The organism is Sphingomonas sp. M6A6_1c (genome assembly GCF_053345135.1).
This window is the reverse complement of sequence record NZ_JBKEZO010000001.1, coordinates 663,057-683,737: the sequence shown is the minus strand read 5'-3', so window position 1 is coordinate 683,737 and position 20,681 is coordinate 663,057. Positions and strand designations below refer to the sequence as shown.

Annotated in this window: 23 protein-coding genes and 1 tRNA gene; 14 read left to right on the top strand and 10 right to left on the bottom strand. The window is 69.0% G+C overall.

The window, feature by feature from the left end:
• The coding region (locus ACLBWH_RS03120; protein ID WP_447796719.1) for a hypothetical protein at positions 1–267 on the bottom strand (267 nt) is incomplete at its 3' end.
• Positions 268–331: 64 nt separating this feature from the next.
• On the opposite strand from ACLBWH_RS03120, the gene ccmC reads away from it, so the two are divergent.
• The 6 genes from ccmC to ACLBWH_RS03090 all read left to right on the top strand — a co-directional run bounded on the left by ccmC (position 332) and on the right by ACLBWH_RS03090 (position 5,056).
• Positions 332–1,057 carry a heme ABC transporter permease CcmC gene (ccmC, locus tag ACLBWH_RS03115; protein WP_447796675.1) on the top strand — a complete coding sequence of 242 codons (726 nt, stop codon included), beginning with the start codon at positions 332–334 and terminating at the stop codon, positions 1,055–1,057.
• Positions 1,058–1,154: 97 nt separating this feature from the next.
• Entirely contained in the window at positions 1,155–1,589 is a 435-nt protein-coding gene (gene ccmE, locus ACLBWH_RS03110) for a cytochrome c maturation protein CcmE (protein ID WP_322849455.1), read from the top strand.
• Positions 1,586–3,502: a heme lyase CcmF/NrfE family subunit gene (locus tag ACLBWH_RS03105; RefSeq protein WP_447796673.1), complete on the top strand. Its 1,917-nt coding sequence runs from the start codon at positions 1,586–1,588 to the stop codon at positions 3,500–3,502. The genes ccmE and ACLBWH_RS03105 overlap by 4 nt, the downstream gene beginning before the upstream one ends.
• Positions 3,499–4,026: a redoxin family protein gene (locus ACLBWH_RS03100; RefSeq protein WP_447796672.1), complete on the top strand. Its 528-nt coding sequence runs from the start codon at positions 3,499–3,501 to the stop codon at positions 4,024–4,026. Before ACLBWH_RS03105 ends, ACLBWH_RS03100 begins: the two co-directional genes overlap by 4 nt.
• The gene (locus ACLBWH_RS03095) at positions 4,023–4,427 is read left to right on the top strand and encodes a cytochrome c-type biogenesis protein (RefSeq protein ID WP_447796670.1); all 405 of its coding nucleotides are present in this window, start codon (positions 4,023–4,025) and stop codon (positions 4,425–4,427) included. Before ACLBWH_RS03100 ends, ACLBWH_RS03095 begins: the two co-directional genes overlap by 4 nt.
• Positions 4,352–5,056, top strand: a complete 705-nt coding sequence (locus tag ACLBWH_RS03090; protein ID WP_447796668.1) for a tetratricopeptide repeat protein — start codon at positions 4,352–4,354, stop codon at positions 5,054–5,056. The genes ACLBWH_RS03095 and ACLBWH_RS03090 overlap by 76 nt, the downstream gene beginning before the upstream one ends.
• A gap of 326 nt (positions 5,057–5,382) precedes the next feature.
• Here ACLBWH_RS03090 and ACLBWH_RS03085 read toward each other — a convergent pair whose 3' ends face one another.
• Together ACLBWH_RS03085 and ald are read right to left on the bottom strand one after the other, a co-directional pair.
• The gene (locus tag ACLBWH_RS03085) at positions 5,383–5,601 is read right to left on the bottom strand and encodes a DUF3072 domain-containing protein (RefSeq protein ID WP_322849450.1); all 219 of its coding nucleotides are present in this window, start codon (positions 5,599–5,601) and stop codon (positions 5,383–5,385) included.
• 58 nt (positions 5,602–5,659) lie between these two features.
• A complete protein-coding gene (gene ald / locus ACLBWH_RS03080) occupies positions 5,660–6,766 on the bottom strand; it encodes an alanine dehydrogenase (protein ID WP_447796717.1) in 1,107 nt (368 codons plus the stop codon).
• A 122-nt stretch (positions 6,767–6,888) separates the two neighbouring features.
• Between ald and ACLBWH_RS03075 the strand changes: the two genes are divergently transcribed.
• From ACLBWH_RS03075 to ACLBWH_RS03055, 5 genes are all read left to right on the top strand, one after another.
• Positions 6,889–7,332 carry an Lrp/AsnC family transcriptional regulator gene (locus ACLBWH_RS03075; RefSeq protein ID WP_447796666.1) on the top strand — a complete coding sequence of 148 codons (444 nt, stop codon included), beginning with the start codon at positions 6,889–6,891 and terminating at the stop codon, positions 7,330–7,332.
• 122 nt (positions 7,333–7,454) lie between these two features.
• Complete coding sequence (locus ACLBWH_RS03070) at positions 7,455–9,374, top strand: potassium transporter Kup (protein WP_447796664.1); 1,920 nt, start codon at positions 7,455–7,457, stop codon at positions 9,372–9,374.
• Entirely contained in the window at positions 9,371–9,874 is a 504-nt protein-coding gene (locus ACLBWH_RS03065) for a 2'-5' RNA ligase family protein (RefSeq protein WP_447796662.1), read from the top strand. The genes ACLBWH_RS03070 and ACLBWH_RS03065 overlap by 4 nt, the downstream gene beginning before the upstream one ends.
• Positions 9,875–9,918: 44 nt before the next feature.
• Positions 9,919–9,995, top strand: a tRNA-Met gene (locus ACLBWH_RS03060).
• 103 nt (positions 9,996–10,098) lie between these two features.
• Complete coding sequence (locus tag ACLBWH_RS03055; protein WP_447796660.1) at positions 10,099–10,395, top strand: hypothetical protein; 297 nt, start codon at positions 10,099–10,101, stop codon at positions 10,393–10,395.
• Here the strand turns inward: ACLBWH_RS03055 and fdhD are convergent.
• Genes fdhD through ACLBWH_RS03035 form a run of 4 tightly spaced genes read right to left on the bottom strand, consistent with a single transcriptional unit; the run spans position 10,389 to position 14,572 of the window.
• Complete coding sequence (gene fdhD / locus ACLBWH_RS03050; protein WP_447796658.1) at positions 10,389–11,171, bottom strand: formate dehydrogenase accessory sulfurtransferase FdhD; 783 nt, start codon at positions 11,169–11,171, stop codon at positions 10,389–10,391. The two genes, ACLBWH_RS03055 and fdhD, sit on opposite strands and share 7 nt — an antisense overlap.
• On the bottom strand, positions 11,168–11,656 hold the full coding sequence (gene mobA / locus ACLBWH_RS03045) for a molybdenum cofactor guanylyltransferase (protein ID WP_447796715.1): 489 nt from the start codon (positions 11,654–11,656) through the stop codon (positions 11,168–11,170). The genes fdhD and mobA overlap by 4 nt, the downstream gene beginning before the upstream one ends.
• 11 nt (positions 11,657–11,667) lie before the next feature.
• Entirely contained in the window at positions 11,668–13,962 is a 2,295-nt protein-coding gene (locus ACLBWH_RS03040; protein WP_447796656.1) for an FdhF/YdeP family oxidoreductase, read from the bottom strand.
• A 58-nt stretch (positions 13,963–14,020) separates the two neighbouring features.
• Positions 14,021–14,572: a DUF922 domain-containing protein gene (locus ACLBWH_RS03035; protein ID WP_447796655.1), complete on the bottom strand. Its 552-nt coding sequence runs from the start codon at positions 14,570–14,572 to the stop codon at positions 14,021–14,023.
• Positions 14,573–14,706: 134 nt separating this feature from the next.
• Between ACLBWH_RS03035 and trxB the strand changes: the two genes are divergently transcribed.
• A complete protein-coding gene (gene trxB, locus ACLBWH_RS03030; RefSeq protein WP_447796654.1) occupies positions 14,707–15,675 on the top strand; it encodes a thioredoxin-disulfide reductase in 969 nt (322 codons plus the stop codon).
• 293 nt (positions 15,676–15,968) lie between these two features.
• Here trxB and ACLBWH_RS03025 read toward each other — a convergent pair whose 3' ends face one another.
• The 3 genes from ACLBWH_RS03025 to ACLBWH_RS03015 are packed head-to-tail and all read right to left on the bottom strand — an operon-like array spanning position 15,969 to position 17,667.
• Complete coding sequence (locus ACLBWH_RS03025) at positions 15,969–16,733, bottom strand: hydrolase 1, exosortase A system-associated (RefSeq protein WP_447796652.1); 765 nt, start codon at positions 16,731–16,733, stop codon at positions 15,969–15,971.
• Entirely contained in the window at positions 16,721–17,383 is a 663-nt protein-coding gene (locus ACLBWH_RS03020) for a hypothetical protein (RefSeq protein ID WP_447796650.1), read from the bottom strand. The genes ACLBWH_RS03025 and ACLBWH_RS03020 overlap by 13 nt, the downstream gene beginning before the upstream one ends.
• A gap of 11 nt (positions 17,384–17,394) precedes the next feature.
• Positions 17,395–17,667, bottom strand: a complete 273-nt coding sequence (locus tag ACLBWH_RS03015) for an acyl carrier protein (RefSeq protein WP_447796713.1) — start codon at positions 17,665–17,667, stop codon at positions 17,395–17,397.
• Positions 17,668–17,750: 83 nt separating this feature from the next.
• On the opposite strand from ACLBWH_RS03015, the gene ACLBWH_RS03010 reads away from it, so the two are divergent.
• Both ACLBWH_RS03010 and ACLBWH_RS03005 read left to right on the top strand, forming a co-directional pair.
• The gene (locus tag ACLBWH_RS03010; RefSeq protein ID WP_447796648.1) at positions 17,751–19,247 is read left to right on the top strand and encodes an AMP-binding protein; all 1,497 of its coding nucleotides are present in this window, start codon (positions 17,751–17,753) and stop codon (positions 19,245–19,247) included.
• On the top strand, positions 19,244–20,458 hold the full coding sequence (locus ACLBWH_RS03005) for a pyridoxal-dependent decarboxylase, exosortase A system-associated (RefSeq protein WP_447796646.1): 1,215 nt from the start codon (positions 19,244–19,246) through the stop codon (positions 20,456–20,458). Before ACLBWH_RS03010 ends, ACLBWH_RS03005 begins: the two co-directional genes overlap by 4 nt.
• The last annotated feature ends 223 nt before the right edge of the window (positions 20,459–20,681 follow it).

The window sequence follows — 20,681 nt, the reverse complement described above, 5'->3', positions numbered from 1 at the left end:
GCGGGGGAGGAATGAATAAGCTGCTAAATCAAATTCCTCCCTCGCTTTAGCGGGGGAGGGGGACCGCTCGCCGCAGGCGAGTGGTGGAGGGGGCGTTTCCGCAAACACCAAGCCTTGGGATATGCCCCCCATCATTGCCCGAAGCCCTGTCCTACACCCCGCCATATCGCTATGACCGACGCCACGCTCTTTCTCATCGTGGCGATCGGTGCAATTTTGGAAACGATAAGGCTCGATCGTTTCCGTTGAGGTGTCCATGTTGTCCATGTCGTCCAACACCCGACGGTAACGGGTGACGCCGGCCGCAAAGCTTCCTATGACTTGCACAGCCGTGCCGACCCTTCATGCCCTTGCCAATCCTGCCCGTTTCGTCGCGATCGCGCGTCCGGCGACGCCGGTGCTGCTCGGGTTGGGGATCGTGCTGCTGGCGATCGGCTGCTGGGCCGGGCTGACCCGGACGCCGCCAGATTATCTTCAGGGTGACAGCGTCCGCATCCTCTACATCCACGTTCCCGCCGCCTGGCTCGGCATGGGCGGCTGGAGCGGGCTCGCGATCAGCAGCATCGCCTTCCTCGTCTGGCGCCACCCGCTCGCCGCGGTCGCGGCGCGCGCGATCGCGCTGCCCGGCGCGGTATTCGCCGCGGTCTGCCTCGTCACCGGTTCGATCTGGGGGCGGCCGACCTGGGGGACGTGGTGGCAATGGGACGGGCGGCTGACCTCGATGCTGCTGCTGTTCTTCGTCTATTGTGGCTATATGGCGCTCGCCCGCGCCGATGCCGAGCGCGGCGGCGACGGCCGCATCCCCGCGCTCTACGGCATTGCCGGCACCGTGCTGCTGCCGATCATCCGCTATTCGGTGGTGTGGTGGAACACCCTCCATCAAGGCCCGTCGATCGGCCTCACCCGATCGAGCATCGCCGGCAGCATCCTCTGGCCGCTGGGCTTCACCATGGCGGGCTTCACCTTGCTGTTCGCGGGAATCGTGCTGATGCGGATGCGCGCGACGCTCGCCCGGTTGAAGGCGGAAGCGCGGATGCGGCGGATGGCGCGGTCGTGAACGCCTGGCCGTTCGTCATCGCCGCTTATGCGATCACGCTCGCCGCCGCGGCGGCGCTGACGCTGGCGAGCTGGCTGGCGATGAAGCGCGCCGAGAAATGAAGGCCAAGCATCAACGGCTTACGCTGGCGCTGCTCGGGCTGGCGGCGGTGGTCGCCGCGGCGCTGCTGGCGATGTCGGCGCTGAAGGATCAGGCGTCCTTCTTCTACGCGCCCTCCGACGTCGCGCGGCAGGGGCTGCCGCTCGGGCGCGCGGTGCGGCTCGGCGGCATGGTGCAAGCCGGCTCGATCAAGCGCGCCGCGGATGGCGTCACCGTCCATTTCGTCGTCGGTGACGGCATCGCGACCACCCCCGTCACCTTCGCGGGCATCACCCCCGATCTGTTCCGCGAACGCTCTGGCGTCGTCGCCGAGGGGCAGTTCAACCGCGACGGCAGCTTCACCGCCACCAATTTGCTCGCCAAGCACGACGAGAAGTACATGCCGCCCGAACTCGCCGGCAAGATGCACGAGACGCGGACGCTCGAGCCATGACCGCCGAAGCCGGCCTCGCCGCTTTGTGGCTCGCCGCCGCGCTCGCCGCGCTGCAAGTGGCGATGGCGGCACTCGGGCTCGGCCGCGGGCATCCGGCCAGCGTCGCCGCGGTACGGCCGATCGCGATCGTCCAGGGCGGGCTTGCCGCCATCGCCATGGCGGCGCTGATCGCGCTGTTCCTCGCCTCTGACATGTCGGTGAAACTGGTCGTCGAGAACAGCCATTCCGCCAAGCCATGGCTCTACAAATTCGCGGGGGCGTGGGGGAATCATGAAGGGTCGATGCTGCTTTGGGTGACGATCCTCGGCCTCGCCGGCGGTGCGGTCGCGATTTTCGAACGACGGTTGCCCGAACGCACGCTGATCGCGACGCTCGGCGCGCAGGCGGGTATCGCGCTCGGCTTCTATGCCTTCCTGCTCTTCGCCTCCAACCCCTTCGCCCGGATCAGCCCGGCGGCGCGCGACGGGCTCGGCCTCAACCCGTTGTTGCAGGACCCCGGCCTGGCCTTCCACCCGCCGACGCTCTACATCGGCTATGTCGGTATCTCGGTGGCCTTCTCCTTCGCGGTCGGCGCGCTTGTTACCCGCGACGTCGGCCCGGTCTTCGCCAAGGCGATGCGGCCATGGGTGCTGGGCGCCTGGATCTTCCTGACGCTCGGCATCACCGCGGGCAGCTATTGGGCCTATTACGAACTGGGCTGGGGTGGCTGGTGGTTCTGGGACCCGGTCGAGAACGCCTCGCTGATGCCGTGGCTGGCGGCGACCGCGCTGCTCCATTCGGTGACGGTGCTCGCCACCCGCGACGGGCTGCGGGCGTGGACGGTGATGCTCGCCGTCGTCGCCTTTTCGATGTCGATGATCGGCACCTTCCTCGTCCGCTCGGGCATCCTGACCAGCGTCCACGCCTTCGCGGTCGATCCTGCGCGCGGCACGTTCATCCTCGTGCTGCTCGCACTCTATATCGGTGGTGCGCTGGCGTTGTTCGCGGCGCGGATCGGCACCGTGCGCGCCGGCACCACCTTCGACTTCGTCAGCCGCGAAGGCGGACTGGTGATCAACAATCTGCTGCTGTCGGTGATCCTCGGCGTCGTGCTGATCGGCACGCTCTATCCGCTCGTGGCGGCGAGCTTCGGCGTCCAGCTCTCGGTCGGGCCGCCGTTCTTCAACGCCGCCGCGGGGCCGATCGCACTCGCGCTGGTGGTGGCGATGGCGGTCGGGCCGCTGCTGCGCTGGCGGCGTGACGAGGCGAGCGCGCTGCTCGAACGGCTGATGTGGCCGATCGCCGCGGCGGGCTTTACCGGCGCCGGGCTGGTGGCGCTGGCGCCGCCCGGCGTGATGCCGCTGCTCGGCCTGTCGCTCGCCGCGGGGCTGGCGGTGGCAAGCGTGTTGCCGCTGATCGGCCGCAATCCGTGGCGGACGCCCCTGTTCACCTGGGGGATGGTCGTCGCGCATCTCGGCATCGCGGTCAGCGTCGCCGGCATGGCCTGCGACAGCGCCTATACCGCCGAGACGCTCGTCGCCGCCCGCGTCGGCCAGCCGGTGCGCGTCGGCCCCTATGTCGTCCGGCTCGACGGCGTCAAGCCGGTGGTGGGCGAGAATTGGTCGGCGCTCGAAGCGCGGCTCGGCGCCACCCGCGAAGGCGAACGGATCGTGCTGCGCCCGCAGTCGCGCTTCTTCTCCGATCCGGTGACGATCACCAGCGAAAGCGCGATCGCCACCGAATGGGACGGCCAGCTCTATACCGTGCTCGGACAGCCGGATGGGCAGGGGCGCTGGCAGTTGCGCTTGTGGTGGAAGCCGTTCGTGACGTTGATCTGGTTCGGCGGCGCGCTGATCGCTTTGGGCGGGGCGCTGTCGCTCGTCGGCCGCTGGCGTCGCGAGCGCCGGGCGGCGGCGCGGGAGGCCTATCGATGAGGCGGTGGCTGCTCTGGGCGCCGTTCGCGGTGTTCGCCGCGATCGTCGTGGTGGTGGCCAGCGGGCTGTTCGCGCCCGCCGATCGCGCCGTGCGGTCCGCGCTGATTGGCAAGCCGCTGCCCGATTTCGCGCTGCCGCCGATCGCCCCGGGCAAGCCCGGCCTGTCCACCGCGGTGTTCCGCCAGGGCCAGCCGCACCTGCTCAACGTCTTCGCGAGCTGGTGCATTCCGTGCGCCGCCGAATCGCCGCAGCTGCTGCGCCTCAAGGCGATGGGCATACCGATAGACGCCATCGCGATCCGCGATACCGCGCCGGCGCTGCGCGACTTCCTCGCCCGCTACGGCGACCCCTATGAGCGGATCGGCGCCGACGCGCAGAGCGCGGTGCAACTCGCGCTGGGATCGTCGGGCGTGCCCGAGAGCTTCGTGATCGACGGCGAGGGACGGATCGTTCTTCAGCATATCGGCGACATCCGCGCCGAGGACGTCGACGCCATCGCCGCCGCGGTCAGGAGCGCGCGATGAAGCGCGCGCTGCTGCTGCTGGCGCTGATCGCGGCACCGGTCGCGGCCGATCCCTCGACGCCGCCCGCGGCGCTCGCCAACACGCAATTGCGCGATCCCGCGCAGGAGGCGAAGGCGCGCGACCTGATGGCGACGCTGCGCTGCCTCGTCTGCCAGGGGCAGTCGATCGCCGACAGCGATGCGAGCATTGCCGGCGACATGCGCTCGCTCGTGCGCAGCCGCATCGCCGCGGGCGAGACGCCCGAATCGATCCGCGCGTGGCTGATCGAACGCTACGGCGATTACGTCAGCTACGATCCGCCGCTCGGCGCGGCGACCTGGCCCTTGTGGTTCGCACCGATCGCCTTGCTGGCGCTGGGCGCCGTCATCGCGCGGTCGAGCTTTCGGCGGCGGCGGCGCTGATGGGCTGGCTGGCGCTCGTCCTGATCGCGGCGGCGGCGATGGCGGCACTCGTGCTGCTGCGCGTCGACCGGCTGCTGTGGTCGATGGTCGGCGCGGCGCTGATGCTCGGCGCGGCGGGCTATGCGTGGCAGGGATCGCCGACGCTGCCGGCCAGTCCGGCGCGGCCCGAGGCGTTGCGCGTCGCCGACGATCCGTCGCTCGTCGACCTGCGCGAGCGGATGCTCGGGCGGTTCACCGCCGATGCTGCCTATCTGATCGCGTCGGATGCGATGGCGCGGTCGGGGGACCGGCGGTCGGCGGTGCGGGCGATCCTCGGCGGGCTCAACCGCTATCCGCGCAGCCTGATGCTGTGGACCGGGCTCGGCACCGCGCTGGCGACGCATGACGGTAATACCCTGTCGCCGCCGGCGCTGTTCGCCTTTCGCCAAGCGATCCGCATCGCTCCCGAGCATCCGGCGCCGCTGTTCTTCCTCGGCCTCGCCTATGTCCGCGCCAACGATTATCCGGCGGCGCGGCAGGCATGGGCGAAGGCGCTGGCCTTGTGCCCGGAGGGGGCATCCTACCGCCGCGACATCGCGGTCCGGCTCGACTTGCTCGACCGTTTGCTGGCTACGCAACGCCCGCAGTAAGTGTGGCTAGTTCGTGGCAACATGGACAACATGGACACTTGAACGGAAACGATCCGGCCTTATCGTTTCCGATTCTGTGCTGATCGATCACGATGAGAAAGAACGCCGGGTGATGGCGATCCCTAGCATCTTGCGTGCGGTGTAGGACAGCGCGGCGGATTTACGCTGTGGATGCAGTCGCTTGAGACGGATGCGATCCTACCGGGCGCGCGTCCCTGCCGCCTGCATCTGCGTCGCCGGGCAGGTTCATGCGAAACGGGCCCCGGCGTCAGGCGAACGACCGTTCGTACCTGAGCGCCGAGGCCCGTCTTACGCCAGCGGCGTGGTTACTTTCCGCGGCCGGTCTTGCCCTGCAGCTCGTCGATGCGCTTCGAGGCGTCCGCCTTGGTCAGCGTATCGTCGAATTCTTCGCCGGCTTCCTCGGACAGCGTCTTGAGATAGCTCGCCTGCGCGCCGGTCATCGTCTCGTCGCCGGTGGTCCAGTCATCCGGATCCTTCTCGGCGTTCGAGGTCGGGTGGGTCTTGGGGTTTTCTGTCTCGGACATGGTTGAAGCCTCTCTTGGTATCGGAGGCTTCAACCACCCTGTTCCACGTTCGTTCCGCTTAGCCGTTCCATGCCTCAAACGGCAGGTCGAGCGCCTCGGCGACCGCCTGATGCCGGATCTTGCCGCCCGAGACGTTGAGGCCGTTGGCGAGATGCGGATCGGCCGCCATCGCCGCCTCGGCGCCGAGGTTGGCGAGCTTCAGCGCGAACGGCAAGGTCGCATTGTTGAGCGCGAACGCCGAGGTGCGCGCGACCGCGCCCGGCATGTTGGCGACGCAATAATGGGTGACGCCGTCGACCTCGAACACCGGGTCCTCGTGCGTCGTCGCATGGCTGGTCTCGAAACAGCCGCCCTGGTCGATCGCGATATCGACCATCACCGCGCCACGCTTCATCGTCTTGACCATCTCGCGCGTCACCAGCTTGGGCGCCGCCGCGCCCGGCACCAGCACCGCGCCGATGACGAGATGCGCGCTCTTCACCGCCGCCGCGATCGCCGCCTTGCTGGCATAAGCGGTCTTGATCTGGCTGGAGAAGAACATGTCGAGTTCCGCGAGGCGATCGTTCGAAATGTCGTAGATCGTCACGTCGGCGCGCATGCCGACCGCCATCTGCGCGGCGTTGACGCCCGAGACGCCGCCGCCGAGGATCGCGACCTTCGCCGGTGCCACGCCCGGCACGCCGCCGAGCAGCACGCCGCGGCCGCCCTGTTCCTTCTCGAGATAATGCGCGCCGACCTGCACCGACATGCGGCCCGCGACCTCGCTCATCGGCTTGAGCAGCGGCAGGCCGCCGCGCGCCGCAGTCACCGTCTCATAGGCGATGCAGGTCGCGCCCGACTTGATCAGCCCCTCGGCCTGCGGCTTGTCGGCGGCGAGGTGGAGATAGGTGAACAGCAGGTGGCGCGGTTCGAGCAGCGCGATCTCGCTCGCCTGCGGCTCCTTGACCTTCACGATCATGTCGGCGGCGGCGAACACCGCGGCGGGATCGGGCAGGATCTTCGCGCCCGCATCGATATAATCCTGATCCTCGAAATCGATGCCGGAGCCGGCCTTCGTCTCGACGACGACCTCATGGCCGGCGGCGACCAGTTCGGCGACCGACGGCGGGGTCAGGCCGACGCGATATTCGTGGTTCTTGATTTCCTTGGGCACGCCGATGCGCATCATATTCTCCTCTTCTGCCCTACCCATAGCCGCGACCGCGCAGGAGAAGGTCGCAATGTTTTGCGACAGGCCAATGTCAGGCGGGATGGTTTTGCGTCGCGCCGCGGTATAGCGGGAAAATCATGCTCGACGCCCTCGACCGCAAAATCCTCGCCCAGCTCCTCGCCAATTCCGACCTGACCAGCGCCGAACTGGGCGAGGCGGTCGGCCTATCGCCGAGCGCCGCGCATCGCCGCGTCGGCTCGCTCAGGGAACGCGGCTATATCGCCGGCTTCCGCGCGGTGCTGAGCAAGGCGGCGCGCGGCAATCCCAGCGTCGTGCTCGTCAACGTCACGCTGCGCGACCAGCGCGAGGAGACGATGGCCGCATTCGAGCGCGAGATCGGCGCAGTGCCGGAAATCCGCGACTGTTTCCTGATGAGCGGCGAAGCCGACTATATGCTCCACGTCGAGGTGCGGCGCGACGACACGTTCGAGCGCATCCACCGCGAGACGCTGGCGCGGTTGCCCGGCGTCACCCGGCTCGCCTCGCATTTCGTGATCCGCGAGGTATTTAGGCGTCCCTGATCGACACGCCGACCCAGCGATGCCGTTGCCCGCATCGTTCAGCCCATGCTAAGGCGCGCGTCTATGGAACAGGTTGGGAACAGCGCCGGTCTCCGCAGCGCGTCGGATCGGTCGTACCGCTCGTGAGTGGCCCCGTACCGGCCGCCGTGCCCAACGCGCGGGATGAATCCGGCGATCACGGCCATCACGACGGCCTGCTCAAGCTGGCGGTGGGCGCGATCGGCATCGTCTTCGGCGATATCGGCACCAGCCCGCTCTACGCCTTCCGCGAGACGTTCGCGGGCCATCACCAGCTCACGCTCGATCCGTTGCACATCATGGGCGTGCTCAGCCTGATGTTCTGGTCGATGATGATCGTGGTGACGATCAAATATGTCGCGATCATCATGCGCGCCGACAACAAGGGCGAGGGCGGCAGCCTCGCATTGCTCGCGCTCGTCTCGGGCCGCACGAAAAGCCGGCGCTGGTCGGCGGGGATCATCCTGCTCGGCGTCTTCGCCACCTCGCTGTTCTACGGCGATTCGATGATCACCCCGGCGGTGACCGTGCTCGGTGCCGTCGAAGGTCTGGCGATCGCCGCGCCGGCGTTCGCGGGGCTGGTGCTGCCGATCGTCATCGTCATCCTGATCGCCTTGTTCTGGGTGCAGAAGAGCGGCACCGCGCGGATCGGCCTCGTCTTCGGGCCGATCATGCTCGTCTATTTCGCGGTGATCGCGGTGCTCGGTCTGATCAGCGTCGCGCAGACGCCCGAGGTGCTCTGGGCCTTTTCGCCGCATCATGCGGTGCGGTTCTTCGTCGCCGACCCGCTTCGTGCCTTCCTCGCCTTGGGCTCGGTGGTGCTGGCGGTGACCGGCGCCGAGGCGCTCTATGCCGACATGGGCCATTTCGGCCGCCGCCCGATCGGCCTGTCGTGGCTGGTGTTCGTGCTGCCGGCGCTGATGTGCAATTATCTGGGGCAGGGCGCCCTGTTATTCCGCGAGGGGCAGGAGGCGCTCAAGAGCCCCTTCTACATGCTGGCGCCGGACAGCCTCCAGCTGCCGCTGGTGCTGCTCGCGACGATGGCGGCGATCATCGCCAGCCAGGCGGTGATCTCGGGCGCGTTCTCGGTCACGCAGCAGGCGATCCAATTGGGCTTCATGCCGCGGCTGCGCATCGAACATACCAGCGCCTCGACCGCGGGGCAGATCTACATTCCGATCGTCAACTGGATGCTGATGGTGATGGTGATCCTGCTGGTGCTGTTCTTCCGCACCTCGTCCAACCTCACCTCGGCCTATGGCATCGCGGTGACGGGGGCGATGTTCATCGACACCTGCCTGCTCGGCGTCGCGCTGACCCGGCTGTGGAGCTGGCCGATCTATGCCGCCGCGCCGCTGCTGGCGGTCTTCTTCCTCGTCGACGGCGCCTATTTCTCGGCGAATCTCACCAAGGTGCCCGACGGCGGCTGGTTCCCGCTGATGGTCGGCTTCATCGTCTTCACCTTCCTGACCACCTGGTCGAAGGGGCGGCAGCTGATGATGGACCGCCTGCGCGAGGCGGCGATGCCGATCAAGGTGTTCATCACCTCCGCCGCGAGCTCGGCGAGCCGGGTGCCGGGGACGGCGGTGTTCATGACCTCGTCGTCGGACGGCGTGCCGCACGCGCTGCTCCACAACCTCAAGCACAACAAGGTGCTGCACGAGCGCGTCATCCTGCTGACCGTCAAGATCGTCCAGCAACCCTATTGGCCCGAGGCGGACCGCGCGAGCAACGAGGAGATGGGCGACGGCTTCTTCCGCCTGATCCTGCGCTACGGCTTCATGGAGGAGGTCGACGTGCCCGCCGCGCTGAAGCGCGTGCATAGCTGCGGCACCGACTTCAAGATGATGGACACCAGCTTCTTCCTGTCGCGCCAGACGTTGCTGCCCTCGGAGCGGCCCGGCATGATGCTGTGGCGCGAGAAACTGTTCTCGTGGATGCTGCGCAACGCGGAGAGCGCGATGGAATTCTTCCGCCTGCCGACGAATCGCGTCGTCGAGCTCGGCAGCCAGGTGGAGATTTGACCGCGCCGATCATCGTGACCGCGCTCTTCGGTCGGCAGGATCAGGGCTGGTTCGACGCGCAACGCGCCGCGCATTTCCCGCCCGAGCGGAACCAGCTGTCGGCGCATCTCACCATGTTCCACCATCTGCCGCCGTCTGCGGAGGCCGAGCTGAAGCATCGGCTCGCCGGGATGACGCGCGGGGTGGCCGCGCCGGTCGCGCGCGTCGGCGGGTTGATCTCGCTGGGCCGCGGCGTCGCCTATCGGATCGAATCGCCCGAGCTGGTGGCGATCCGCGCCGAGCTGGCCGATGCCTTCGTCGGGCTGCTGACGCCGCAGGACGCGGGCGGATGGCGGCCGCACGTCACCATCCAGAACAAGGTGCAGCCCAATATCGCCAAGCTGCTGCTGACCGCCCTGAGCCGCGATTTCCGTCCGCGCGACGTCGAGATCGTCGGGTTGGCGAGCTGGTGGTATCGCGGCGGACCGTGGGAGGCACTTTCCCGGCATATGTTCGCTTGACGGCTGCTGCATCGCACACTTATAGGCGCCACCTCACACGGCGGGGCGGAGTAGCTCAGCTGGTTAGAGCACGGGAATCATAATCCTGGGGTCGGGGGTTCAAGTCCCTCCTCCGCTACCATTTCTTCGGTAGCGCCCGCCGGTGTGAGCGATACGGACAGCTGCGAACGCTTTGTAAACGTTCGGCGTGCGACGCCGGGCGGCGTTGCGCAACGAGGCCCGTCATGCCCTATCATCATCCCCCCGAACGACGGCGCAGCGATCGCCGCGTCGCGACGGTGCCGCGCCCGGGCGCGCCCGGGCGGCGGCTGGCCGACCGGCGTGCGAGCGAGATCAAGCTGGTCCGCAAGCCCGAGCCGATGCACCGCGGCGTCCTCTGGGCGGCGGTTGTGATGGTGATGATCGTCGCGGACAGCGCGTTCTGGGACGGCTACCTCCGGCATATGGTGATCGACGGGGTCGCAGGGGTGGCGGCAGGCGTGCGCGACTGGTCGGCGCACGTCTGGGACTGGGGTCACTGACCGAATAGCGACCAGGGGTCGCTCAGCACCAGCATCGCGTCGGATCGTGCCAGCGCCACCAATGTCAGGCCGTGGGCGCGCGCGTGATCGATGCCGAGGCTGGTCGGCGCGGAGATGCCGACGAGCAGCGGCGTGCCCGCGACCAGCGCCTTGTCGACCATCTCGAAGCTGATCCGCGAGGTGACCAGCGTGAACGCGCCCGGCGCCTGCCGACCGATCAGCTTGTCGAGCGCATTGTGGCGGCCGACGTCCTCGCACAGCGCGAGGATCGTACCGTCCGCAGCGCAGGCGGCGGCGGCATGGACCGCACCCGTCTCGCGGTTGAGCTGCTGGTGGTCGCGGACCGCGGCCAGCGCGGCGAAGATCGCGGCGGGCGACGCGACGGGGCGGCCGGGGCGGCGCGCGACCGGGCGGGCGAGCTGTTCGAGGCTGGCGATGCCGCACAGGCCGCAACTGGTGTCGCTGGTGCGGTGGCGGACGCGATCGTGGATACGGTCGCGGCAGCGGTCGGCCAGCGCGATCCGGACGATCCAGCCCGCCGGCGCATGGAAGACGTCGATGTCGAGGATGTCCTCGGGGGTGTCGGCAAGCCGTTCGGTGAGCATGAAGCCGGTGGCGAAGGCCTCCAGATCCTGCGGCGTCATCATCATCACCGCATAGCCGAGGCCGTCGACCTCGATCGCCACCGGCGTCTCCACCGCGACCGTGCGGGTGCCGGGGGTGACCGAGCCGTCGGGGCGCAGGATCAGCGTCGCTTCCGGCCGCGCCGCGGTCATAAAGCGGCGAGGTCGGCGGGGGTGTTGATATTGGCGAGCGGCTCCGGGCTGGCGACGGGCAGCGCGCCGATCGCCCGCGCCCAGTCGATCACCGAGCGGCGTTCGGAGCGGGCGAGATGCGCGAGCAGATCGGGCGCCAGCGCGGCGGGCCAATGGCCGATCACCGGCGCGTCGCTGCAGACGCTCGGCGCGCGCCGGAGCAGCGCGTCGAGCAGCGCGGCGGGCAGTCGCGGCATATCGCAGGGGAGCGTCAGCACCGTTTCGAAACCCTGTGCGGCGCCATAAGCGAGCGCGCCGGCGATGCCGCCGAGCGGGCCGAGGCCGGGGCCGGGCAGGTCGGGCACCCCGCCGTCGCGCCCGACGACGACGACCGCGTCGGCACGCTGCTCGCCGAGGTCGCGCATGTGGTCGAGCAGCGGCCGGGCGTCGAACAGGGCGGCCGCCTTGTCCCGTCCGAATCGACTGGAGCGGCCGCCGGCGAGGATCGCGGCGAGGATCAGACGGTGCGCTCCACCCGGACCGGTACGGATTTGCCCGCCGGAACATGGCTTTGTTCGGCCTTGTGGGTCACCGACATGAGGATGTTACACTCCGGATAATAAGCGCCGAGACAACCCTGCGGAATGTCGTAGGGGACGACGAGCAGTTTGTTGACTCGCCGGTCGCCATTCTCGCCGGCATCGCCGACCAGATCGACCAGATCGTGTTCCGCCAGCCCCATGTTCGCCATGTCGCCGCGGTTCATGAAGACGATGTCGCGCGTGCCTTTGATGCCGCGGAAGCGGTCGTGATAGCCGTAGACCGTGGTGTTGAACTGGTCGTTCGAGCGCAGCGTCATCAAGCGGAAGCGGCCGGGCGCCTCCTCGAAGCCGGTGGCGTTGAGCGTCGTCGGCACGTTGAACTCGGCGCGGCCGCTTTCGGTCAGCCACTGGCGATGCGCCGCCTCGACGCCCTTCCAGAAGCCGCCGGGCACCCACATCCGCTCGTTGAAGCGGGTGAATTTGTCCGGATAGGTCGCCTCGATCGCGTCGCGGACGAGGCCGTAATCGCCGACCCAGGCATCCCAGTCGACCTTGGGATTGGGCGCGAGCGTCGCCTTGGCGATGCCGGCGAGGATCGCGGGTTCCGACAGCAACGTCTCCGCGGCGGGGGTCGCCTTGCCGCGCGAGCCGTAGACGCGGCTGAAACTGTCCTCCATCGTCACCGCCTGCGGCCCGCTCGCCTGTTCGTCGGTCTCGATCCGGCCCAGACAGGGGAGCAGATAGCAGGTCTTGCCGGGCAGCAGATGCGTGCGGTTGAGCTTGGTGGCGATGCTGACCGTCAGGTCCATGCCCTGCCACGCCGGCTCGATCTCCGCGGTGGCGGGCACGGCGCGGGCGAGGTTGCCGCCGAGGCCGACGAACGCCTGCGCGGTGCCGGCGATGATATGCTCGCACGCCTCGACCGTGTCCCAGCCCTTCTCGCGCGGCGGCTCGAAATCGTAGAGCGCTTTCAGCCGGTCGAGCGGCGCGAGCTCGGGCTTTTCGGTGATGCCGACGGTGCGCTGGCCCTGGACGTTGCTGTGGCCGCGCACCGGGCCGAAGCCCGCGCCGGGCTTGCCGACGTTGCCGCGCAGCAGCATCAGGTTCACCAGCGTGTGCAGATTGTCGATGCCGTGGACGTGCTGGGTCAGGCCCATGCCGTAGACACAGATCACCCGCTTCGATCTGGCGTAGATCGCGCCGACGCCTTCCAGTTCGGCGCGGGTCAGGCCGCTTTCATGCTCGATCCGCTCCCACGCGGTCGCGCGGACCATCTCGGCGAACGCCTCGAACCCCTTGGTATGCTGCGCGATGAAGTCGTGGTCTAGGATCGCCGGTGCGTTGATGCGGCGGCATTGGTCGTCGGCCTCGATGACGTATTTGCAGATGCCCATCATCGCCGCGATGTCGCCGCCGGTCTTGACCTGATGATATTGGCTGGCGATCGGCGTCGACTTGCCGGTGACCATCTCGATCGGGTTCTGCGGATCGGTGAAGCGTTCGAGACCGCGCTCCTTCAACGGATTGAAGACGATGATCTCGACGCCGCGCTTGGCGCAGGCGCGCAGGGGGTGCAGCGCACGCGGGCTGTTCACGCCCGGGTTCTGGCCGAAATACAGGATCATGTCGCAGCTGTCGTAATCCGACAGGTGGATCGTCCCGACCGGCGATCCGATCGCCGACTTGAGGCCGACCGACGTGGTCTCGTGGCACATGTTGGACGAATCGGGCAGGTTCTGGCTGCCGTACATCCGCGCCATGAGCTGCCACATATAGCTCGTCTCGAGGCTGGCGCGGCCCGAGGCGTAGAAGACGACCTTCGTCGGGTCGTAGGTCTTGAGGTGCGCGCCGATATCCTGGAACGCCTCGTCCCAGCTCACCGCGACATAGCGGTCGCTGGCGGCGTCGTACTTCATCGGGTGGGTGAGACGGCCCGCCTGTTCCAGATCGTAATCCTTCCAGCCGCGCATCTCGGTGAGGCTGTGCTTGGTGAAGAATTCGGGGGTGGTGCGATAGGTGGTCAGCTCCCACGCCGTCGCCTTGGCGCCGTTCTCGCAGAATTCGGCGATATGCGGATGCGCGGGTTTGCCCCAGGCGCAGGAGACACACATCACGCCTTCCGGCTTGTTCTGGCGGGCGAGTTCGCGGACGGTCTCGGGGTTGACCTTCTCGCGCAAATTGATGCGGGCGACCGATTTCATCGACCCCCAGCCGCCGGACGGACCGGTATAGGGTTCGGTGCTGATCTTGTCGTCGGCCACTGGCTTCATCCCTCACGCTTCGCGGACGGGAACGCGCGGAAGGGCGGGATGGATGCAGGGCAAACCGTCAGATATCCGTACCATGCCAGCGTTCCTGACGCCGCCCGTGATCGGTGATCCGATCGTAGGCGCGCGTGCGGGCGTTGAGCTGGTCGCCGAGTGCCGCAGCGACGGGATCGGTGGGCGTGCAGGTCGAGCGGCGCAACGCCTGCGTGACGTGCCGCACATACGCGAGATCGAGCCCGACATGCCCCGCTTCGTGGACGCGCAGCCGCATGACCCGCCGATCCCAGCGTCGCAGCAGCAGGGGCGACACCGCGTCGCGATCGTGCAGGCGGGGCAGCGTCACCGTGATCCGGTAGATCACGTCCGGGTGTCGCCGATCGCACCGGCCATCGCGGCCGATCGGCCAGCGCCAGCGGATCCGCAAACGGGTGAATGCGTCGTAGCGGCGCCCATCCGCGGGATCGACCGGACCCCGCCGGTGCTGATCGCGGTCGATTTCCCGATAGTGCCGGCCGTGAACGTCGTAATAGACGATGCGGACGGCGGGCAAGCGCTCCAGCGACGACGGATCGACCGGCATCGTCGCGGCAAACAGGATCAGGCGCCATGTCATCGTCGTTCGCTCCGCCGCCAGGCCCATGATAGACGGTCCGCGACCTCGACGTGATCCGACGGCATTCAAATCCGCGTTGCGATCCCCTAGATCAGGGATCGAATCTTCCACTTTCCCCGACAGGCGTTGTTCCCATGACCATTCATTCCACGCGTATGCTGATCCTCGGCTCCGGCCCGGCGGGGCTGTCGGCGGCGATCTATGGCGCGCGGGCGGGCATGGCGCCGATCGTGGTGCAGGGAATCCAGCCCGGCGGGCAGCTCACCACCACTACCGACGTAGAGAATTATCCGGGCTTCGCCGACGTCATCCAGGGGCCGTGGCTGATGGAGCAGATGCAGAAGCAGGCCGAGCATGTCGGCACGCGGCTGATGTGGGACACGATCGTCGAGGTCGATTTGTCGCAGCGGCCGTTCCGGCTGATCGGCGACGGCGGCGACGTCTACGAGGGCGAGGTGCTGGTGATCGCCACCGGCGCGCAGGCCAAGTGGCTCGGCCTCGAGAGCGAGGAGGCGATGAAGGGCAAGGGTGTGTCGGCCTGTGCGACCTGCGACGGCTTCTTCTATCGCGGCAAGAAGGTGGCGGTGATCGGCGGCGGCAATACCGCGGTCGAGGAGGCGCTGTACCTGACCAACCACAGCGACGACGTGACGCTGATCCACCGGCGCGACTCCCTGCGCGCGGAGCGGATCCTGCAGGAGCGGCTGCACGCGCATCCCAACGTCACGGTGCTGTGGAACAAGGAAGTCCGCGAATTCGTGGACGGTGGCGGCAATGCCGGGCTCGTCGCGCTGACGCTGGAGGATACGGTGACCGGCGAACACTCGCGGCTGGACGTCGAGGGCGGGTTCGTGGCGATCGGCCACCATCCGGCGACCGAGCTGTTCCGCGGGCACCTCGCGCTCGACGACGATGGCTATATCGTGGTCGAGACGGGCTCGACGCGGACCAACGTGCCGGGGGTGTTCGCCTGCGGCGACGTCGCGGACAAGGTGTATCGCCAGGCGGTGACCGCGGCGGGGACCGGGTGCATGGCGGCGCTCGATGCGGAGCGCTTCCTCGCGGCGGCGGAGTTCGAGGAACTGGCCGAGGCGGCGGAATAGCCTTTTCTCGCGAAGGCGCGAAGGCGCGAAGATGGGTCGTGTGGGTGGCCGCCTGCGCAGATATCGTCTGAAGGCGGCCGGCCTTGCTTCTCGTCATTCCGACGAAAGTCGGAACCCATGGACACGCAGCCGGTGGGGCTCGTGCGTGCTATCGGGATCATCGCAACCATGGCCCCGGCGTTCGCCGGGGTGACGATTGGGGAGAGCGGCAGAACTCAGGCCGCCGCTTGTTCAAAGCAACACTTCGGCGTCTCTGTGCGAACCCTCTTCGCGCCTTCGCGTCTGCGCGTGGATCAAGCCTCCGCCAGCGCCGCCAGCGCCGCATCGCGGAGCTGCCGTTGGTCCTCCTCGCGCGCGAAGCTGTGCGAGGCGGTTGCGATCGTCCGCGCGGGCAGGTGGCGGGCGGCGGCGCGATAGGCTTGGGCGGTGGCGTCGCCGGTGGCGAGGATGACCTTGGCGGCGTTTTCCCAGCCTTCGATCGCAGCGACGATCTGCGTGGCCAGAGTCTGCGGCGTCTTGGCAGAAGCCTTTCGTAAGCCTTTGATTGCCTTGGCAAGATCGATGCGGCCGGTGAGCAGCTTCGCCCATGCCCTGGGGCTGGTCAGCCGCTCGCGGTAGGTCGCGCGGATCGCGGCGGCGGGGGGCAGATCGTCGACCTCCTCGATCGTCCAGGGATTGGCGAGCAGGAGGCGATCGATGCCGGCGGCGTGGCCGTGGAGCGCGAGCGTGCTGGCGGCGTCGCAATTGCCATAAGCGAGGATCGTCGCGAGCTGCGGCGCGCGCGCGCGGAAGGTGGCGGTGGCGGCGACGAGGTCGTCGCGCGCCGAGAGATAGCCCTGGTTCTCGCCGGTCGAATCGCCGATGCCGCGGCGGTCGTAGCGAAAGACGGGATAGCCCGCCGCGGCGACGCGGGCGGCGAGCAAAGCCATGCCGCGATGCGCGCCGCAGCGGACCTCGTTGCCGCCCGACACGATCAGCAGGCCGGTGCGGCCGGGGGCGGCGTCGAGCGTGCCGATCAGCGTCTCGCCGGCGCAGGGGAAAGCGATCAGGCTTCGCATCGGGCCAGCCAGTCGGCGATGTCATCGGCAAGTATCTCGACCAGCGCGGGATCGTTGCCGGGTTCGCTGCGTCGCCAGAGCGGGGCGGCGTCGACCTTGCGGTCGGCGTCCTCCGGGTCGCTGGTCAGGCGGACGATGCGGTCGGCCGCGATCGGCAAGGCGGCGCCTAGCGAGGCGAGGAACGCTTGCGGGATGACGTTGCCGGCGATCTCGACGGGGTCGGGCTGGGGGCCGCTGTTGCCCGCGGCGTGCCATGTGCGCCGGAGCATGCGGGCGAGCCGCTCGCCGCTCTGCGGCGCGAAATGCCAGCGGCCCCTGCGCGCGGCAGCGGTGTCGAGCAGCGCGCCGCTGCGGAGACCGAGCGCGTAGGTCGGGCGGCCGTCGGTAGGAACCGCGGCGAGCGCCTCGGCCATATTGGGGAGCGTGGCGAGCGGCGCCGTGCTCTCCCCCTGGCCCGGCACGTCGGGCAGCACGCTCGCGATCCCGCGGGTCGCCAGCACGCGCAGCAGCGTGACGGCGAAGGTGCGCGTGCGGTTCGCTTCCTCGAACAGCGGCAGTGCGGCGACGAGCAGCGGGCCGGTATCGGGGCCGAAGCGCAGCACCGCCTCGCGGCCGCCGGTCCAGTCGTAATGATCGATGCGCGGCGCCATGCCGCGCGACGCTAGACGAGCGCCTTGTTCGCCGCAAATTCGACGAGCGCGCCGAACGTCTCGAGCATCTCGCCATCGACCTCGTCGTCCTCGATCAGGATGCCGAGCCGGTCCTCGATCTCGGTGAGCACGCCCGCCACCGCCATCGAATCGAGTTCGGGCAAAGCGCCGAACAGCGGCGTGGTCGCGGTGAAGCCCGCGACGCGGTCCGCGGAGAGGCCGAGCACGTCGTGCAGCACGGCGCGGACGGTGGTTTCGACGGTATCATAGCCTTCGGGAAGCAAAGCGGCGGCCCTTACCGGTTGCGGATCGACGCCCGTTAGAGGCTGGGGCTGCATTCGGCAACGGGGTGGCGCTATGAGGGGCCATGGTGCCGATCGATCCAACGCCCTTTCCCGTCGACCATCTGCTGCGCGGGGCACCGCACGCGCCGGCGCTGATCGAGCGCGGGCAGACGTGGTCGTTCGCCAAGCTGGAGGCGGCGGTCGCCAGCGTCGCGGGATGGCTCGGCGGGCTCGGGCTGGCGGCAGGCGAGCGGGTGGCGACGTGGCTGCCCAAGACCGCGCTTGCTTGCGTGATGCCGCTGGCGGCGGCGCGGGCGGGGCTGGTGCACGTGCCGGTCAATCCGGCGCTGCGACGCGCGCAGGTGGCGCATATCCTCGCCGATAGCGGCGCGGCGCTGCTGGTGACGCAGGCGGCGCGGGCGGCGACGCTGGAGGCGGGGGACGTGCCGGACGGGTGCCGGGTGGTCGACGAGGCGGCGGTGCCGCTCGATGGCGCGGGGCCGGGCCGATCGACGGCCGATCCGCAGGCGCTTGCCGCGATCCTCTATACCTCCGGATCGACCGGGCGGCCCAAGGGCGTGATGCTGTCGCATGCCAATCTCTGGCTGGGGGCGGTGTCGGTGGCGCACTATCTGCGTATCGTGCCCGGCGATCGAGTGTTGGGCGTGCTGCCCTTGTCGTTCGATTACGGGCAGAACCAGCTGTTTTCGAGCTGGTATGCCGGGGCGGCGGTGGCGCCGCTCGACTATCTCACCGCGCGCGACGTGGTGAAGGCGGTGGAACGGGTCGGCGCGACGACGCTTGCCGGGGTGCCGCCGCTCTGGGTGCAATTGCTCGACGTCGACTGGCCGGCGGCGACCGCGGCGCGGTTGCGGCGGCTGACCAATTCGGGCGGCGCGCTGACCGAGCGGCTGGTGCGCAGCCTGCGCTCGCGGTTCCCCGGGGCGGAGTTGGTGGCGATGTACGGGCTGACCGAGGCGTTCCGTTCGACGTGGCTCGATCCGGCGCTGATCGATTCGCATCCCGACGCGATGGGACGGGCGATCCCCTTCGCCGAGGTGATGGCGGTGCGCGCGGACGGCGCGCGCGCGGCGGGCGAGCCGGGTGAGCTGGTGCATGCCGGGCCGCTGGTCGCGCAGGGCTATTGGCGCGATCCCGAGCGGACCGCGCATCGCTTCCGGCCGGCGCCGGACTGGGCGGCGAGCGGCGGGCTGGCGGTCTGGTCTGGGGATAACGTGATCGAGGGGGCGGATGGACTGTTCCGCTTCGTCGGGCGCGACGACGAGATGATCAAGAGTGCGGGCAACCGGATCAGCCCGCTGGAAATCGAGGAGGCGGTGCTCGCCGGCGGCGAGGCGCGCGAGGCGGTGGCAGTGGGCGTGCCCGACGCGCGGCTGGGGCAGGGGATCGTCGTGATGCTGGCGGGCGATGCGGCGCAGGAGGAGGCGCTGCGGGCGCGGTTGCGAACGCTGCTGCCCAGTTTCATGCAGCCGGGCCGCTATCTCTGGCGTGTGGAATTGCCGCGCAACGCCAATGGCAAATTGGATCGCGCCGCGATCCGCAGCGAGGTGACGGCATGAAGCCGATGGGGCCTTTGCCGGCGGAATTCGCCGCGCAAGCCGGGATGCTGACGATCGCCGGGACGGCGGCGGTCGATTGGGCGGTGGAGACGCCGGCGTTCGTCTACGACGTGGGGATCGTGGCGGCGCGGGTCGCCCGGTTCCGTGCGGCATTCCCGGACGTCGACCTGCATTATGCGATCAAGGCCAATCCCTTGCCGGCGCTGCTCGCGCGCGTGGCGCCGCTGGTCGACGGGCTCGACGTCGCGTCGGGGGGCGAGCTGGAGACGGCGCTGGCGGTGAAGCCGGCGGCGGCGATCAGCTTCGCCGGGCCGGGCAAGCGCGATGCCGAGCTGATCGGCGCGATCCGCAGCGGCGCGACGCTCAACGTCGAATCGGAGGGCGAGGCGGAGCGCGCATTGCGGCTCGGCGACGAATTGGGCGTGGCGCCGCGGCTGGCGGTGCGGGTCAATCCCGATATCGAGCTGCGCGGATCGGGGATGAAGATGGGCGGGCGGCCGTCGCCGTTCGGCGTCGATGCGGTGCGGGCGGCGGCGCTGGTGCGGCGCATGGTCGCAGCCGGCGCGGACTGGCGCGGTTTCCATATCTATGCGGGCAGCCAGGCGCTCGACGCGGGCGCGATCGTCGAAACGCAGGCGGCGACGCTGGCGCTGGGCGCGCGGCTCGCCGAGGAGGCGGGGGCGGTGCCGCCGCTGGTCAATCTCGGCGGCGGGTTCGGCGTGCCCTATTTTTCCGGGGACGTGCCGCTCGATGTCGAGCGGGTGGGGGCGGCGCTGGCCGAGGCGCTCGCCGGGCGTGCGGCGGTGCTGCGCGAGGCGCGGTTCGCGATCGAACTGGGGCGGTGGCTGGTCGCGGAGGCGGGCGTGTATCTGACGCGGATCGTCGATCGCAAGCAGAGCCAGGGCGAGACCTTCCTCGTCACCGACGGCGGGCTCAACCATCAGCTCGCGGCGAGCGGCAATTTCGGAACGGTGGTGCGGCGCAACTATCCGCTGGCGCTGGCGCGCGATGTCGGCGGAGCGGCGGTGGAGGATGTGTCGGTGGTCGGGCCATTGTGCACCCCGCTCGATCGGCTGGGGGACCGCGTCGGATTGCCGCATGCCGAACCGGGGGACGTGATCGCGGTGTTCCTCGCCGGAGCCTATGGCGCCTCGGCGAGCCCCGCGGGGTTCCTCGGCCATCCGGCGGCGGTGGAGATCGTCGCAGGTTAATCTGGGGCGTGACCGCCGCCTGATGTGGGCGGTCCACATCGACTCGCTCGGAGTTCCACGCAGGGGCGGAAGTCCGGCGTTCGGTCCGTCGCGGCATTTTTCCGGTGACGCCGCGGTTCGGTCGCGGGCGCCGCTATAATGGATCAATGCAGCAGCAGCGGTCGCTTCGGGACATATCGGCACGCCATCGCGGGTCGGCTTACACCTGCTCGATAGCGGCCTT

Coding starts and splice junctions, on each gene's coding strand:
- ACLBWH_RS03075 (WP_447796666.1), top strand. CDS start 6,889: ATGCTCGACGCCCTCGACCGCAAAATCCTCGCCCAGCTCCTCGCCAAT.
- ACLBWH_RS03085 (WP_322849450.1), bottom strand. CDS start 5,601: ATGTCCGAGACAGAAAACCCCAAGACCCACCCGACCTCGAACGCCGAG.
- ACLBWH_RS03010 (WP_447796648.1), top strand. CDS start 17,751: ATGGTGCCGATCGATCCAACGCCCTTTCCCGTCGACCATCTGCTGCGC.
- ACLBWH_RS03040 (WP_447796656.1), bottom strand. CDS start 13,962: ATGAAGCCAGTGGCCGACGACAAGATCAGCACCGAACCCTATACCGGT.
- ACLBWH_RS03105 (WP_447796673.1), top strand. CDS start 1,586: ATGACCGCCGAAGCCGGCCTCGCCGCTTTGTGGCTCGCCGCCGCGCTC.
- ACLBWH_RS03020 (WP_447796650.1), bottom strand. CDS start 17,383: ATGGCGCCGCGCATCGATCATTACGACTGGACCGGCGGCCGCGAGGCG.
- ACLBWH_RS03055 (WP_447796660.1), top strand. CDS start 10,099: ATGCCCTATCATCATCCCCCCGAACGACGGCGCAGCGATCGCCGCGTC.
- trxB (WP_447796654.1), top strand. CDS start 14,707: ATGACCATTCATTCCACGCGTATGCTGATCCTCGGCTCCGGCCCGGCG.
- ACLBWH_RS03095 (WP_447796670.1), top strand. CDS start 4,023: ATGAAGCGCGCGCTGCTGCTGCTGGCGCTGATCGCGGCACCGGTCGCG.
- ccmE (WP_322849455.1), top strand. CDS start 1,155: ATGAAGGCCAAGCATCAACGGCTTACGCTGGCGCTGCTCGGGCTGGCG.
- fdhD (WP_447796658.1), bottom strand. CDS start 11,171: ATGACCGCGGCGCGGCCGGAAGCGACGCTGATCCTGCGCCCCGACGGC.
- ACLBWH_RS03100 (WP_447796672.1), top strand. CDS start 3,499: ATGAGGCGGTGGCTGCTCTGGGCGCCGTTCGCGGTGTTCGCCGCGATC.
- ACLBWH_RS03035 (WP_447796655.1), bottom strand. CDS start 14,572: ATGACATGGCGCCTGATCCTGTTTGCCGCGACGATGCCGGTCGATCCG.
- ald (WP_447796717.1), bottom strand. CDS start 6,766: ATGCGCATCGGCGTGCCCAAGGAAATCAAGAACCACGAATATCGCGTC.
- ACLBWH_RS03005 (WP_447796646.1), top strand. CDS start 19,244: ATGAAGCCGATGGGGCCTTTGCCGGCGGAATTCGCCGCGCAAGCCGGG.
- ACLBWH_RS03025 (WP_447796652.1), bottom strand. CDS start 16,733: ATGCGAAGCCTGATCGCTTTCCCCTGCGCCGGCGAGACGCTGATCGGC.